We start from the raw sequence: 13221 nt of genomic DNA on the forward strand, positions 1-13221 counted from the left end.
CGGGCGTGATCAAACGCACGTCCGCACAGCTCGAACGGCCTGGCGAGGGCTCCGGGACCGGCGCCAGAATGACGCCGGTGACCCAGGACACCGTACGCCCCAGTGAGCCCGTCGCGCCCCCCGCACCCACGGCCGGCTGGTCGCTGGTGCTCCCGCTCAAGCCGCTCGCCCTGGCGAAGAGCAGACTGGCCCCGTACGCCGGGCCGCACCGGGCCGACCTGGCGCTGTCCTTCGCCCTGGACACCGTCGCCGCCGCCCTGGCCACCCCGGACGTCGACCGGGTCCTGGTGGTCACCCGCGACGCCGAGGCCGGCGCCCGGCTGGCCGCGCTCGGCGCCCTGGTGGTCGCCGACGAGCCCGGCGGCGGCCTCAACCGGGCCCTGGCGCACGGCGCCGCGGCCGCCCTGGCCCTGGCCCCGCGGGCCCCGCTGGCGGCGCTCTCGGCGGACCTCCCCGCGCTGCGCCCGGCCGAACTGACCCGGGTGCTGGGCGCGGTGCCGCCGGACGGCCGGGCCTTCCTGCCGGACTCCCCCGGCCTCGGCACCACCCTGCTCGCCTGCACGCCCGGGCGCCCGCTCTCCCCCGCCTTCGGGGACGGCTCACGGGCCCGGCACGCGGCCGGCGGCGCGCTCGAACTGCGCCTGCCGGACGTGGAGTCGGTGCGCCGGGACGTGGACACCGGGACGGACCTCGGCGAGGCCGCGGCGCTCGGCCTCGGCCCGCACACCAGCGCGCTGTTCGCCCGCCTGAGCCTGCGCTGAGCCCGTCCCGGCCCCTCCGGAGCCCGCCCGGCCCGGCGCCGACCTGCTCCCCGGCCCGGGCGGGGCCGCTCGCTATGCTGCACGCATGCAGGCCACCGCGTTCACCTTCGACCCCGCCACCCGGGCCGGCTCCGTGCTGCTCGACGACGGGACCCCGGTGCCGTTCGACGCGGCCGCCTTCGACGCCGGCGGCCTGCGGCTGCTGCGCCCCGGACAGCGGGTGCGGATCCGCACCGAGGGCACCGGCGAGGCCCGCCGGGTGGTCTTCGTGACGCTCCAGACCTTCCCCGACCCCGCCGAGGGCTGACGGCCCCGTCGGGCTCCGCCGAGGCCCGCGGAACCTTCGGGCCCGACCGGCCCCGCCGGGGACCGGCCCGCACCCCGCCACCCCGCTCGGAACCGCCCCCTGCCGACGCACGCCGCGGATTCCTGACTAAGCGCCCGGAAATCGAAAGAGCCGCGGCGACCGGTCTCCGCGAATTCACGGGAGGGGGGGTGCCGCGGCTCTGGGCCGAAGGCCGTCCGAAGACGGTCGCGCGGGACTTACTTGGCAGAGGTCTTGCGCGCGGTGGTCTTGCGGGTGGCGGTCTTCTTCGCCGGCGCCGTCTTCTTGGCGGTGGCGGCCGCCTTCTTGGCGGTGGCCGTGGTCTTCTTGGCGGCGGCCGTGGTGGTCGCCTTCTTCGCGGCGGCCGTCTTCTTGGTGGCGGCGGCCTTGGTCGCGGTCGCCGTCGCCTTCTTGGCGGCGGTGGTCTTCGCGGCCGTCGTCTTCGCGGCGGTGGTCTTCGCGGCGGACTTCTTGGCGGTCGCCGTGGTCTTCTTGGCGGCAGCCGTGGTGGTCGCCTTCTTGGCGGCGGCCGTGGTCGCCGTCTTCTTGGCGGCGGCCTTCTTGGCGGCCGGGGCGGCGGCAGCGGCGGCGGCGGCGCGCTTGGTGGCGGCACGCTTGGCGGCCGGGGTGGCGGCCACGCCGCTCTTGCCCGGGGTGAGGGAGCCCTTGGGGGCCTTCTTCACCGAGGGGCCTTCCTTCGGCAGCTTCTTGCTGCCGCTGACCAGGTCCTTGAAGCCCTGGCCCGGACGGAAGCGCGGGACCGAGGTCTTCTTGACCTTGACGCGCTCACCGGTCTGCGGGTTGCGGGCGAAGCGCGCGGAGCGCTCCACCTTCTCGAAGGTGCCGAACCCGGTCACCGAGACCCGGTCACCGGCCACAACGGCACGGACCATGGTGTCGAGCACTGCGTCGACGGCCTCTGCGGCAGCCTTGCGACCGCCCAGCTGCTCGGCCACCGCTTCGACAAGCTGAGCCTTGTTCACGTCTTCCCCTTCGGAAACGGGCGCCGGATGATTCCATCCGTTCTTTTCGCACGTTAGGTATGTATCTGCGGACTTTCAATTACCAAACGCGCGAATCACCCTAGTGTCGCAATGGATTTGCGCGTCGGCGACCTCAGTCGAGCGGCGGGGGCCCCTCGTCGAGGTCATGTACAAAGCGACTCAACCGCCTTGCCGCCTCCGGAAGATCGCGCTTGGCGGTCTCGGTGACGATGAGGAGTTGACGGGTGAGAGCGGTCTTTGCATCGGCAGACACGTTCAGCGCATGCACGCGGGCGTGAGCTTGCTTCAACCGCTCGGCCACAAGCGCGTAGAGCGCTACGACTTCCTGGTCGTCCGGCCCCTCAGCTGGTGCGGAGGTGACGTCCGGCCGGTCGTCAATTCGGCGTTCGGATGGCCGGCCCATGGAGTCCTCAGTCGCGGGTTCGCCGCCCGCGTACGGAGGTTCATGGTGCCGGTGCATGTACTGATTGTGCCATCTACCCGCAGTTGTACTTGCGCGGGCCCCTCTTCCGCAAAGCCAAATGGGCAATCCGGGGCGGGCCCCGGCGCTAACTCGTGCTCCGGAACGACGGATGGCCCGGCCCCCCCGAGGGGGGCACGGGCCACGCGGTGGATCGTCAGAATGCTTGTTCTGAGGGGAACTCAGGCGACCGGCAGAGTACGGGGCTTGAAGGCCGGACGGGTCTCCTCGAAGGCCGCGATGTCGGCCTCGTTCCGCAGCGTGATGCTGATGTCGTCCAGCCCGTTGAGCAGCCGCCACCGGACGTTGTCGTCCAGTTCGAAGGCCGCCGTGACGCCTTCGGCCCGTACTTCGCGCGCCTCCAGGTCGACGGTGATCTCGGCCGAAGGGTCACTCTCCGTGAGCGCCCAGAGCCGCTCCACGGTCTCCTGCGGCAGGACGACCGTCAGCAGGCCGTTCTTCAGGGAGTTGCCCCGGAAGATGTCGGCGAAGCGCGAGGAGATGACCGCGTGGAAGCCGTAGTTCTGGAGCGCCCAGACGGCGTGCTCCCGGGAGGATCCGGTGCCGAACTCGGGACCGGCCACCAGGACCGTGGCGCCCTGCCGCTCGGGCCGGTTGAGGATGAACGACTCGTCCTTGCGCCAGGCTTCGAACAGGCCGCCCTCGAAACCGGATCGGGTGACCTTCTTGAGCCAGTGGGCGGGGATGATCTGGTCGGTGTCCACGTTGCTGCGGCGCAGCGGGACGGCCCGGCCGGTGTGGGTGGTGAACTTCTCCATGGCTCAGGCCTCCACGGGAGCGACGTCGGCGGTCAGGTCGGAGGGGGACGCGAGGCGGCCCAGCACGGCGGTCGCGGCGGCGACCTGCGGGGAGACCAGGTGGGTGCGGCCGCCCTTGCCCTGCCGGCCCTCGAAGTTGCGGTTCGAGGTGGAGGCGCAGCGCTCCCCCGGGGCGAGCTGGTCGGGGTTCATGCCCAGGCACATCGAGCAGCCCGCGTGGCGCCACTCGGCGCCGGCCGCGGTGAACACCTTGTCCAGCCCCTCCTCGACGGCCTGGAGCGCGACCCGGACGGACCCGGGGACGACCAGCATCCGTACGCCGTCGGCGATCCGGCGGCCCTCCACGACGGCCGCGGCGGCCCGCAGGTCCTCGATCCGGCCGTTGGTGCAGGAGCCGACGAAGACCGCGTCGACCTTCACCTCGCGCAGCGGGGTGCCGGCCTCCAGGCCCATGTACGTCAGGGCGTTCTCGGCGGCCAGGCGCTCCTGCGGGTCGGCGAAGGAGGCCGGGTCCGGCACGTTCGAGCCCAGCGGGGCGCCCTGGCCCGGGTTGGTGCCCCAGGTGACGAAGGGGGTCAGCTCGCTCGCGTCGATGAAGATCTCGTGGTCGAAGACCGCGTCCTCGTCGGTGCCCAGGGTCCGCCAGTACGCGACGGCGGCGTCCCAGTCCTCGCCCTGCGGGGCGTGCGGGCGGCCCTGGAGGTAGGCGAAGGTCGTCTCGTCCGGAGCGATCATGCCGGCCCGGGCGCCGGCTTCGATCGACATGTTGCAGACGGTCATCCGGGCCTCCATGGAGAGGCTCCGGATCGCCGAACCGCGGTACTCCAGGACGTAGCCCTGGCCGCCGCCGGTGCCGATCTTCGCGATGACGGCCAGGATCAGGTCCTTGGCGGTGACGCCCTCGGGCAGGTCGCCCTCGACGGTGACCGCCATGGTCCGGAACGGCGCCAGCGGCAGGGTCTGGGTGGCCAGCACGTGCTCGACCTGGCTGGTGCCGATGCCGAACGCCAGCGCGCCGAAAGCGCCGTGGGTCGAGGTGTGGGAGTCGCCGCAGACCACGGTCATGCCGGGCTGGGTCAGGCCGAGCTGCGGGCCGACGACGTGCACGACGCCCTGTTCGACGTCGCCGAGCGAGTGGATCCGGACGCCGAACTCGGCGGCGTTCCTGCGCAGCGTCTCCAGCTGCACCTTGGAGACCGGGTCGGCGATCGGCTTGTCGATGTCGAGGGTGGGGGTGTTGTGGTCCTCGGTGGCGATCGTCAGATCGGTGCGGCGGACCGTACGGCCGGCCAGCCGCAGCCCGTCGAAGGCCTGCGGGCTGGTGACCTCGTGGAGCAGGTGGAGGTCGATGAAGAGGAGGTCGGGTTCGCCCTCCGCGCGCCGCACGACGTGGTCGTCCCAGACCTTCTCTGCGAGTGTCCGTCCCATCGGATTCCCTCCAGCCGGCCGCGTTGCCGGCCTTCTCGTGTCGTCGAGGTCAAAGCGTGTGCGCCGCCCTGAGACTCCCGGGCCGCTCCCGTCCAGAGTGGCGCTTTTCGCCGGAGATTGAACTTGTGTCTCGCGGAGTGAGATCGCGGTCTTAGCGCATGGACAGTGCGCGACCCCCCGTCCGCCCCCCCGTCCGCCCCTGGCCGGCCGGGCTCCGCGGAGGCTCCGCGAGGGCTGCCCGGAGGAGCCTGCGGAGACCCCCGGGAAGGGTCGCGCGGAGGCCTCGCGGAACGCCGAAAGGGCCCCACCCGTGACCGGGTGGGGCCCTTTCGGAAAGCCTTCGACGCACAACGAAAAAGACCCCGGACAACCGGGGCCTTTCCAATTTCTGGCTGGGGTACCAGGACTCGAACCTAGACTAAATGAACCAGAATCACTCGTGCTGCCAATTACACCATACCCCAACACAAAGCAAGGGCCGATGGGCGAGCCCACCGGCTTCCTGCTCTGAAGTACCCCCGACCGGATTCGAACCGGCGCTACTGCCGTGAGAGGGCAGCGTGCTAGGCCGCTACACAACGGGGGCTTCCTGGCGATCCCTTGCAGGATCCGTACCCCCGACCGGATTCGAACCGGCGCTACTGCCGTGAGAGGGCAGCGTGCTAGGCCGCTACACAACGGGGGCTTTCCAGGTGATCCCTTGCGGGATCCGTACCCCCGACCGGATTCGAACCGGCGCTACTGCCGTGAGAGGGCAGCGTGCTAGGCCGCTACACAACGGGGGCTTGATCTTCTTTTGTGTGCTGTACTCACGTACTGCGCTGGGGTACCAGGACTCGAACCTAGACTAAATGAACCAGAATCACTCGTGCTGCCAATTACACCATACCCCACCAGAGTTGAACCCCTGCGGGCCCTTCTCAGGCGTTGCGCCTCTCGGTCGGTCCCTTCCGAGGGGCTTTCGTTCCCTCGTCCGTTCCCTCCCGGGCGGCGCAGAAAGAACATTACCCGACGTCGGCCCCGGCTCCAAAATCGATAACCCCGGGCGGCCTGCGGGAGGCCTGCGGATGACCTCCGGGTACGCCGCGGGCCCGGCACGAGGCCGGGCCCGCGGCCTGCTCGGCGGCCCGTGGAGGGCCGGTCCGGCAGGGATCCGTCAGAGAGCGCCCAGGAGGGCGCCTCAGGCGGCCGGGAGGGCGTCCAGGGCGGCGCGCAGCCGTCGCAGCGTCTCCGGGCGGCCCAGCAGCTCCATGGACTCGAACAGCGGCGGGGAGACCCGTCGGCCGGTGACGGCCACCCGCAGCGGCGTGAAGGCGAACTTGGGCTTGATGCCCAGCCCCTCCACCAGCGCCTCGCGCAGCGCGGCCTGGATCGGCTCCGGGGTGAAGTCCGCGAGCTCCTCCAGCGCCTTGATGCTGGCCTCCAGCACCGGGCGGGAGTCCGCGGTCAGCACCTTGGCGGCGTCGTCCGGGTCGAGGGCGAACTTCTCCGGCGCCACGAACAGGAAGCCGGCCATGTTCACGATCTCGCTCAGCACGACCATCCGCTCCTGGGTGAGCGGCGCCACCTTGGCGAGCAGGTCCAGCTGCTCGGCGGTGGGCTCGGCCGGCAGCAGCTCGGCGCCCTGGAGGAACGGCACCAGACGGCGGACGAAGTCCTCCGGGGCCAGCCGGCGGACGTGCTCGGCGTTGATCGCCTCGCACTTCTTCAGGTCGAAGCGGGCCGGGTTGGCGTTCACCTTGGCGACGTCGAAGGCGGCGACCATCTCGTCCATGTCGAACAGGTCGCGGTCCTCGGCCAGCGACCAGCCCAGCAGGGACAGGTAGTTGAGCAGGCCCTCGCGGATGAAGCCGCGCTCGCGGTACAGGTTGAGCGAGGACTGCGGGTCGCGCTTGGAGAGCTTCTTGTTGCCCTCGCCCATCACGTACGGCAGGTGGCCGAAGCGCGGGGTGGTGCCGTCGCCGACGCCGATCTCGGCGAGCGCGGCGTACAGCGCGATCTGCCGCGGGGTGGAGGACAGCAGGTCCTCGCCGCGCAGCACGTGGGTGATGCCCATCAGGGCGTCGTCCACCGGGTTGACCAGGGTGTACAGCGGGGCGCCGTTGGCCCGGACGATGCCGTAGTCCGGGACGTTCTCCGGCTCGAAGGTGAGCGTGCCGCGCACCAGGTCGTCGAAGGAGAGGGTCTTGTCGGGCATCCGGAAGCGCAGGATCGGCTCGCGCTTCTCCAGCTTGTAGACGGCGACCTGCTCCTCCGTCAGCTCGCGGCAGTGGCCGTCGTAGCCGGAGGGCTTGCCGGCCGCGCGGGCGGCCTCGCGGCGGGCGTCCAGCTCCTCGGTGGAGCAGTAGCAGTGGTAGGCGTGGCCGGCCTCGTGCAGGCGGCGGGCGACATCGGCGTAGATGTCCATCCGCTGCGACTGCCGGTACGGCGCGTCCGGACCGCCGACCTCGGGGCCCTCGTCCCAGTCCAGGCCGAGCCAGCGCATCGCGTCGAGCAGCTGGTTGTACGACTCCTCGGAGTCGCGGGCGGAGTCGGTGTCCTCGATCCGGAAGACCAGCGTGCCGCCGTTGTGGCGGGCGTAGGCCCAGTTGAACAGGGCCGTGCGGACCATGCCCACGTGGGGGTTGCCGGTCGGGGAGGGACAGAAGCGAACCCGGACGGCCGGGTCAGTGTTAGCCACGCTTGATCACCTTGTTGGTGAGAGTGCCGATGCCTTCGATGGAGACGGCGACCTCGTCGCCGACGTTGAGGGGGCCCACCCCTGCGGGCGTGCCGGTGAGGATGACGTCGCCGGGCAGCAGCGTCATGGCCTCGGAGATGTGGACGACCAGCTCGGCGACCGAGCGGACCATCAGGGAGGTGCGGCCGGTCTGGCGGAGCTCGCCGTTGACCGTGCAGGTGATCGCGAGGTCGCTCGGGTCGAGGTCGGTCTCGATCCACGGGCCCAGCGGGCAGGCCGTGTCGAAGCCCTTGGCCCGGGCCCACTGGCCCTCGCGCTGCTGGACGTCCCGGGCGGTGACGTCGTTGGCGCAGGTGTAGCCGAGGATCACCTCGGGCACCCGGTCCAGCGGCACCTCGCGGCACATCCGGCCGATCACCACGGCGAGTTCGGCCTCGTGGTGGACGTCCGAGGAGAACGGCGGGTAGGCGATGCTCTCGGTCGGGCCGATCACCGAGGTGGACGGCTTGAAGAAGGTGAGCGGGACGTCCGGGACGTCGTTGCCCAGCTCCGCCGCGTGCGCCGCGTAGTTGCGGCCGACCGCCACGATCTTGTTCGGGAGCATCGGGCTGAGCAGCCGGACGTCCTGGAAGCGGTAGCTCTCGCCGGTGGGCTGGGGCTGGCCGAACGGGTGGCCGGCCAGCGCGTGGACGACCAGCGACTCGGGCCGGGAAGGGTCGCCCTCCACTACGCCGAAGGAGACGCTGCCGGCGGCAGGGCTCCCTTCCCGGACGGAAAACCTGGCAATGCGCACGGCTGGGCTACCCCTCGCTTCGTCGGCCGCCCGGGGCGCGCCCGGGCGCTGGTGGGCTCCCGCCCGCAGTGGGCGCGGCCCCGTCAATCGGCCTCCAGGCTATCGCGTGGGGCCCCGGCTGACCGCTTTGCCCCTGTTCAGGACGGTCGGGACGGAAGCGCGCACCGCGCGACGCCGAGGGCGCCGCCGCCACCGGTGTGACGACGGCGCCCTCGGCGCGGTGCGGTGCGGTGCCGTGCGGGGTCAGTCCTGCGGGACGACGACCGGGGCGACCATCAGCTGGGTGCGGCGCGGGTTGGCCGTGGCGACCGGCAGCTCGGTGCCGTAGGTCAGGACGTCCTCGGGCTTGCGGGCACCCGGGATCGTGCTGAAGTCCTCGACCGAGGCCAGCGTCGTCCGGCGCGGGTTCGCCGTGGGGCGGCAGGACAGCGTGGACTTGGTGGCGTTCTTCGCCTGGGACATCGAGAGCACCTCGTGGTCATGGCCTGGCCGACCGCGGCGGATCGGCACCGGCCTGATGGATTCCGATTGATTCGGAGGGGTTCTGGGCAGGCTGATCGGGGCCGTGCTCCGGAGACAGCCAGGTTACGAGATCTCATTCCATAGAGACCGTGACCAAAGCTACACATTAGACTGTGATTTTGCTCACAAATTGACGAGCAAAATACAGATATCCGACATATCGTCGCTCCGGGACTTTCCGACATTCCACCCGATAAGGGGCATTCCGGAAGGTCTGTGACTCTTCCCGATCCCGGGTCTGCTTGGCATGTATCCGGCGAGTGTCCGAAAAAGGCGGTATTCCGGTCCTGTTACCGCACAGTCAGTGAGATCGCACAAGCGGTCGGTAGCGCCGGACCCCCGGTACCTGCGGCCCTTGTTGGGATTCCCCGGCTGTGCTGGAATGCGACGGACCGTGGGTAGGGAGTGGTCCACCCCGGTGCCCGCTCTCCCGGACCGGCCGGGGGGCGGATGGAAACTCGACACCGTCCAGGCCGTGGCGACGCGGCGGGACGCCCGGTCCAGAGGTTGCGACGCCAGTGCAGGGACGTTTCAAAAGGGGTAGCGGCGCCGCGGGGAACCCGGAGTCGCGCGAGCCTGTGGCAGCCCCCCAACAGGCGGCGGCCCCCGGCGGCCCGGCCGAGCCGGTGACACCCGAGGCCCTCGGGCGGCCGGAGGAGGACGGGCAGGAGCGGAAGTCCGCCCGGGACAAACTCCGGACCTCGCTGACCAGGCGCCGCGCCACCGGTCTGAACCGGCTCGCGATGCGCAACTGGCGCATCCGCACCCGACTGATCGCGCTGCTCGCCCTCCCCGTGATGGTCTCGCTGGTCCTCGGTGGCCTGCGCATCCAGACCTCGATGGAGAACTCGCAGCAACTCGCCCAGATGGCCAACCTGTCCGACCTGGCCAAGAAGGCGACCAACCTCGCGGACGCGCTGCAGACCGAGCGCGACATCAGCGCCGGCCCGATCACCCACGACCCGACCGCCCCGCTGGACGACGACATCGTCGCGGCCCGCAAGTCCACCGACGACCTGAGCCGCACCTTCACCGCGTCCTCCGACAAGTTCGAGAACCTCGAACTGTCCGGCGGCAAGGCGCTGTTGCTCCAGATCCGCAAGGACCTGAACTCGATCGCGGACACCCGCAGCCTGCCGTACCAGAACAACCAGAACATCCAGTCGACGATCACCGCCTACGACGTGATCATCCGAGACCTGCTGTCCATCACCCAGGACATCGCGCTCGCGTCGAACAACAAGGACCTGGTCGTCTCCACCCGCGCGCTCCAGCAGTTCTCGCTGGCGAAGAACGCGACCTCGCAGCAGCGGGCCCTGATCAGCGCCGCGCTCGCCAACCCGAAGACCCCGGACCTCAGCCCCAGCGACGAGTCCTTCGGTATCCGTCTGCGCAGCTCGTACGACAACGCGATCGCGAGCTTCAACAACATCTACACCGCGCACGACCTGGACAACCTGCGCAGCCAGCTGAGCTACAACTCGGTGGTCGCCGACGCCGACCGCTACGCCTCCACGATCCTCACCCAGAGCGGCATCCGCCAGACCGAGGCGGTCAGCTACAAGGACTGGTACGAGAAGGCCAGCTCGAAGATCACCGCCGAGCGCCGGATCGAGTCCAAGCTCATCGAGAACCTGGACGGAAAGGCCCAGGACCTCCAGTCCCAGGCCGACGCCGACGCCCTGATCATCGGTGTCGCGGTCGCCCTGGTGCTGCTCGTCGCCCTCGGTGGCGCCGGTCTGATCGCCCGCTCGATGGTGCGCTCGCTGACCCGCCTCCAGGCCGCGGCCGAGGACGTCGCCGAGCGCCGTCTGCCCGAGCTGGTCAAGACCCTCTCCGAGGCCGACCCGCACGACGTCGACACCACGGTCGAGCCGGTCGCCGTCGACTCCACCGACGAGATCGGCCACGTGGCCCACGCGTTCGACATGGTGCACAGCGAGGCCGTCCGCCTCGCCGCCGAGCAGGCCCTCCTGCGCGGCAACATCAACGCGATGTTCACCAACCTCTCGCGCCGCAGCCAGGGCCTCATCCAGCGCCAGCTGTCGCTCATCTCCGAGCTGGAGAGCCGCGAGGCGGACCCGGACCAGCTGGCCAACCTCTTCAAGCTGGACCACCTCGCGACCCGCATGCGCCGCAACGGCGAAAACCTCCTCGTCCTCGCCGGTGAGGACCCGGGCCGCCGCTGGACCAGGCCCGTCCCGCTGGTCGACGTGCTCCGCGCCGCCGCCTCCGAGGTGGAGCAGTACGAGCGCATCGAGCTCGCCGCCGTGCCGTCGGCCGAGGTCGCCGGCCGCGTCGTCAACGACCTCGTCCACCTGCTCGCCGAGCTGCTGGAGAACGCCACCTCGTTCTCCAGCCCGCAGACCCGCGTCCGGGTCACCGGCCACGCGCTGCCGGACGGCCGCGTCCTGGTCGAGATCCACGACACCGGCATCGGCCTGAGCCCCGATGACCTCGCCGAGATCAACGAGCGCCTCGCCAACCCGCCGACGGTGGACGTCTCGGTCTCCCGCCGCATGGGCCTCTTCGTGGTCGGCCGCCTGTCCCTGCGACACGGCATCCGCATCCAGCTCCGCCCCAGCGACTCCGGCGGCACCACCGCGCTGGTCATGCTCCCGGTGGACGTCACCAATTCGGGCGACCGCCGCGGCGCCGGCCGGCCCGGCTCCGGCCAGGGCAAGCAGCAGCGCGGGGTCACCCCGACGCCGCGCCAGCAGCGCCAGGTGCCGCCCGGCCGCCAGAACGGTCCGGCCGCGCTCGGCCAGGGCGGTCCGGCCGCCGGTGCCCCGCAGGGCGGCCGTCCGCAGCTCGGCCAGGGCGGTCCGGGCGCTCCGACCGGTCCCGGTCCGCAGGGCGGCCCGGGCGCGCAGGGCGGTCCGGGTGCGCCGGGCGGTCCCGGTGCGCCGGGCGGTCCGGGTGCGTCCGGCGGCGGTCTGCCGACCCGCAAGGTCGGCCAGTCGCTGCGGGAGAACCCCGCCCCGCAGGGCGGCGGTCAGCAGGGCCAGGGCCAGCGGCCCGCCCAGCCGCAGCAGAAGCAGCAGGCCCCGCAGAAGCAGCAGAACCAGCAGGCCCCGCAGCAGGCCCAGCAGGGCGGTCTGCCGCAGCGCGCCCCGGGTCGCCAGGGCCCGCCGCAGAGCGGCCCGAACGGCCTGCCCCGCCGCGGCCGTCAGCAGCAGCCCGGCCAGCCGGGCCAGCCCGGTCAGCCGCAGCAGGGCCAGCCGCAGGCCGGTCAGTCCCAGCCCGGCCTGCCCGGCCGGCCCGGCCAGGAGCGTCCGCGTCCCGCCGGCGGGTTCGACGGCGGTCCGGGTGCCCGGACCGGCGAGCAGCCGCAGCACGGCCGCCCCGGCGGTCCCGGTGGCCCCGGCGCGCCGCAGCAGGGCGCCCGTCCGGGCAACCGTCCGCAGGACGGCCTGCCGCAGCGCCGTCCGGCCCCGCAGGGCCCCGGCGCCCCCGGCCGGCCCGCCGCCCAGGGCCCGCGCGGTCCGCAGCGCCCCGGCCCGGACGCGCCGCAGCGCGACCGCCAGCCGCAGCTGCCGCCGCAGGCCCAGCAGCAGCCCCAGCCGCTGCCGTCGGCCGAGCCGGCGCCGGTGGAGAGCACCCAGCAGTTCGCCCGTCCGCGCTTCGAGGCCAGCCAGATCGACCCGCGCGACCCGCTGGGCCTCGGCCTGGTCGAGCCGGTGCTGCCGAACGTGCCGAACCCGCCGCGTCCGGAGCCGGTGCGCCAGGAGCAGGCCCCGCAGCCGCAGCCGCTTCCGCTGCCGCACCAGGAGCCGATGGCGCTGCCGACCGGCCCGTCCGAGGCCGCGGGCCGACCGGGCGGCGAGGAGCAGCCCTGGTTCCCGCAGTCCGACGGCTCGCAGCAGGCGCGGCCGCGGCCGTACCAGCCGCGCCGCCCCGGCACCGCCGCACCGGAGTTCCAGCCGTCGGCCGACGAGCAGCGGGCTCCCCAGCCGGCTCCGCAGCAGCAGGCCCCGCAGCAGCCGCAGGGCCAGCCGCAGCCGGGCACCGGCGACGCGCCGTGGCGTCCGTCCGCGAACGACGAGCGCTGGCGCCGCGCCGAGCAGATCCGCGAGCCCTCGACCAGCGGTGTCACCATGTCGGGCCTGCCCCGGCGGACCCCGCAGGCCAACCTGGTCTCCGGCACCGCCGAGGCCTCGCCGCTGACCGGCCCGCAGGTCTCCCGGGCCCCCGAGGAGGTCCGCGGCCGACTGACCAACCTGCGCCGCGGCATCCAGCAGGGCCGCCGCGCCGGGGCCGAGCAGGCCGCCAACCAGGCGGGCCACCAGCATGGTGCCCAGCAGCCCGGATTCGATAGTTTCGGTGGCCGGAGCGACGGCAACGGCGCAGATCACCAGGAGCGTTGAGTTGAACCAGATGAGCCAGGCCGCACAGAACCTGAACTGGCTGATCACCAATTTCGTGGACAACACCCCCGGGGTGTCCCACACCGTGGTGGTCTCCGCGGA

Annotated in this window: 10 protein-coding genes, 5 tRNA genes and 1 pseudogene; 4 read left to right on the forward strand and 12 right to left on the reverse strand. The window is 72.0% G+C overall.

The genetic code is table 11. The annotated features are described in order from the left end of the window. Positions 1–68 precede the first annotated feature (68 nt). Together cofC and ACWDD9_RS32105 are read left to right on the forward strand one after the other, a co-directional pair. Complete coding sequence (gene cofC / locus ACWDD9_RS32100; RefSeq protein WP_388051558.1) at positions 69–761, forward strand: 2-phospho-L-lactate guanylyltransferase; 693 nt, start codon at positions 69–71, stop codon at positions 759–761. 85 nt (positions 762–846) lie between these two features. Then, complete coding sequence (locus ACWDD9_RS32105; protein WP_030257846.1) at positions 847–1068, forward strand: hypothetical protein; 222 nt, start codon at positions 847–849, stop codon at positions 1066–1068. Positions 1069–1304: 236 nt separating this feature from the next. On the opposite strand, the gene ACWDD9_RS32110 is transcribed toward ACWDD9_RS32105, so the two are convergent. From ACWDD9_RS32110 to ACWDD9_RS32165, 12 genes are all read right to left on the reverse strand, one after another. Beyond that, positions 1305–2069 carry an HU family DNA-binding protein gene (locus ACWDD9_RS32110; protein WP_449813522.1) on the reverse strand — a complete coding sequence of 255 codons (765 nt, stop codon included), beginning with the start codon at positions 2067–2069 and terminating at the stop codon, positions 1305–1307. Between the two features lie 133 nt (positions 2070–2202). After that, complete coding sequence (locus tag ACWDD9_RS32115) at positions 2203–2550, reverse strand: SCO5555 family protein (protein ID WP_369808362.1); 348 nt, start codon at positions 2548–2550, stop codon at positions 2203–2205. A gap of 182 nt (positions 2551–2732) precedes the next feature. Beyond that, entirely contained in the window at positions 2733–3329 is a 597-nt protein-coding gene (leuD, locus tag ACWDD9_RS32120; protein ID WP_049659169.1) for a 3-isopropylmalate dehydratase small subunit, read from the reverse strand. Between the two features lie 3 nt (positions 3330–3332). After that, positions 3333–4757: a 3-isopropylmalate dehydratase large subunit gene (gene leuC / locus ACWDD9_RS32125; RefSeq protein WP_388051555.1), complete on the reverse strand. Its 1425-nt coding sequence runs from the start codon at positions 4755–4757 to the stop codon at positions 3333–3335. 389 nt (positions 4758–5146) lie between these two features. Next, positions 5147–5221 (reverse strand) — tRNA-Gln (locus tag ACWDD9_RS32130). A gap of 49 nt (positions 5222–5270) precedes the next feature. After that, a tRNA-Glu gene (locus ACWDD9_RS32135) sits at positions 5271–5343 on the reverse strand. Positions 5344–5369: 26 nt separating this feature from the next. After that, positions 5370–5442 (reverse strand) — tRNA-Glu (locus ACWDD9_RS32140). A gap of 27 nt (positions 5443–5469) precedes the next feature. Then, positions 5470–5542, reverse strand: a tRNA-Glu gene (locus ACWDD9_RS32145). A 36-nt stretch (positions 5543–5578) separates the two neighbouring features. Further along, positions 5579–5650 (reverse strand) — tRNA-Gln (locus tag ACWDD9_RS32150). Positions 5651–5937: 287 nt separating this feature from the next. Further along, on the reverse strand, positions 5938–7437 hold the full coding sequence (gene gltX / locus ACWDD9_RS32155) for a glutamate--tRNA ligase (protein WP_074001506.1): 1500 nt from the start codon (positions 7435–7437) through the stop codon (positions 5938–5940). After that, positions 7430–8230: a fumarylacetoacetate hydrolase family protein gene (locus ACWDD9_RS32160; protein ID WP_049658604.1), complete on the reverse strand. Its 801-nt coding sequence runs from the start codon at positions 8228–8230 to the stop codon at positions 7430–7432. The genes gltX and ACWDD9_RS32160 overlap by 8 nt, the downstream gene beginning before the upstream one ends. A 243-nt stretch (positions 8231–8473) precedes the next feature. Further along, complete coding sequence (locus ACWDD9_RS32165; RefSeq protein ID WP_449813523.1) at positions 8474–8692, reverse strand: hypothetical protein; 219 nt, start codon at positions 8690–8692, stop codon at positions 8474–8476. A 638-nt stretch (positions 8693–9330) separates the two neighbouring features. Here ACWDD9_RS32165 and ACWDD9_RS32170 point away from each other — a divergent pair. Continuing rightward, positions 9331–13119 (forward strand): sensor histidine kinase, encoded by a 3789-nt coding sequence (locus ACWDD9_RS32170; RefSeq protein ID WP_449813524.1) that lies wholly within the window; start codon positions 9331–9333, stop codon positions 13117–13119. Positions 13120–13129: 10 nt separating this feature from the next. Beyond that, positions 13130–13221 (forward strand): annotated as a pseudogene (locus ACWDD9_RS32175) (roadblock/LC7 domain-containing protein); the annotation flags it as partial.

Source organism: Kitasatospora sp. NPDC001119 (genome assembly GCF_053598475.1).

Bases quoted from the DNA above. Each gene is read 5' to 3' on its own strand.
- cofC (WP_388051558.1), top strand. From the start codon at position 69: ATGACGCCGGTGACCCAGGACACCGTACGCCCCAGTGAGCCCGTCGCG.
- ACWDD9_RS32105 (WP_030257846.1), top strand. From the start codon at position 847: ATGCAGGCCACCGCGTTCACCTTCGACCCCGCCACCCGGGCCGGCTCC.
- ACWDD9_RS32115 (WP_369808362.1), bottom strand. From the start codon at position 2,550: ATGCACCGGCACCATGAACCTCCGTACGCGGGCGGCGAACCCGCGACT.
- leuD (WP_049659169.1), bottom strand. From the start codon at position 3,329: ATGGAGAAGTTCACCACCCACACCGGCCGGGCCGTCCCGCTGCGCCGC.
- leuC (WP_388051555.1), bottom strand. From the start codon at position 4,757: ATGGGACGGACACTCGCAGAGAAGGTCTGGGACGACCACGTCGTGCGG.
- ACWDD9_RS32165 (WP_449813523.1), bottom strand. From the start codon at position 8,692: ATGTCCCAGGCGAAGAACGCCACCAAGTCCACGCTGTCCTGCCGCCCC.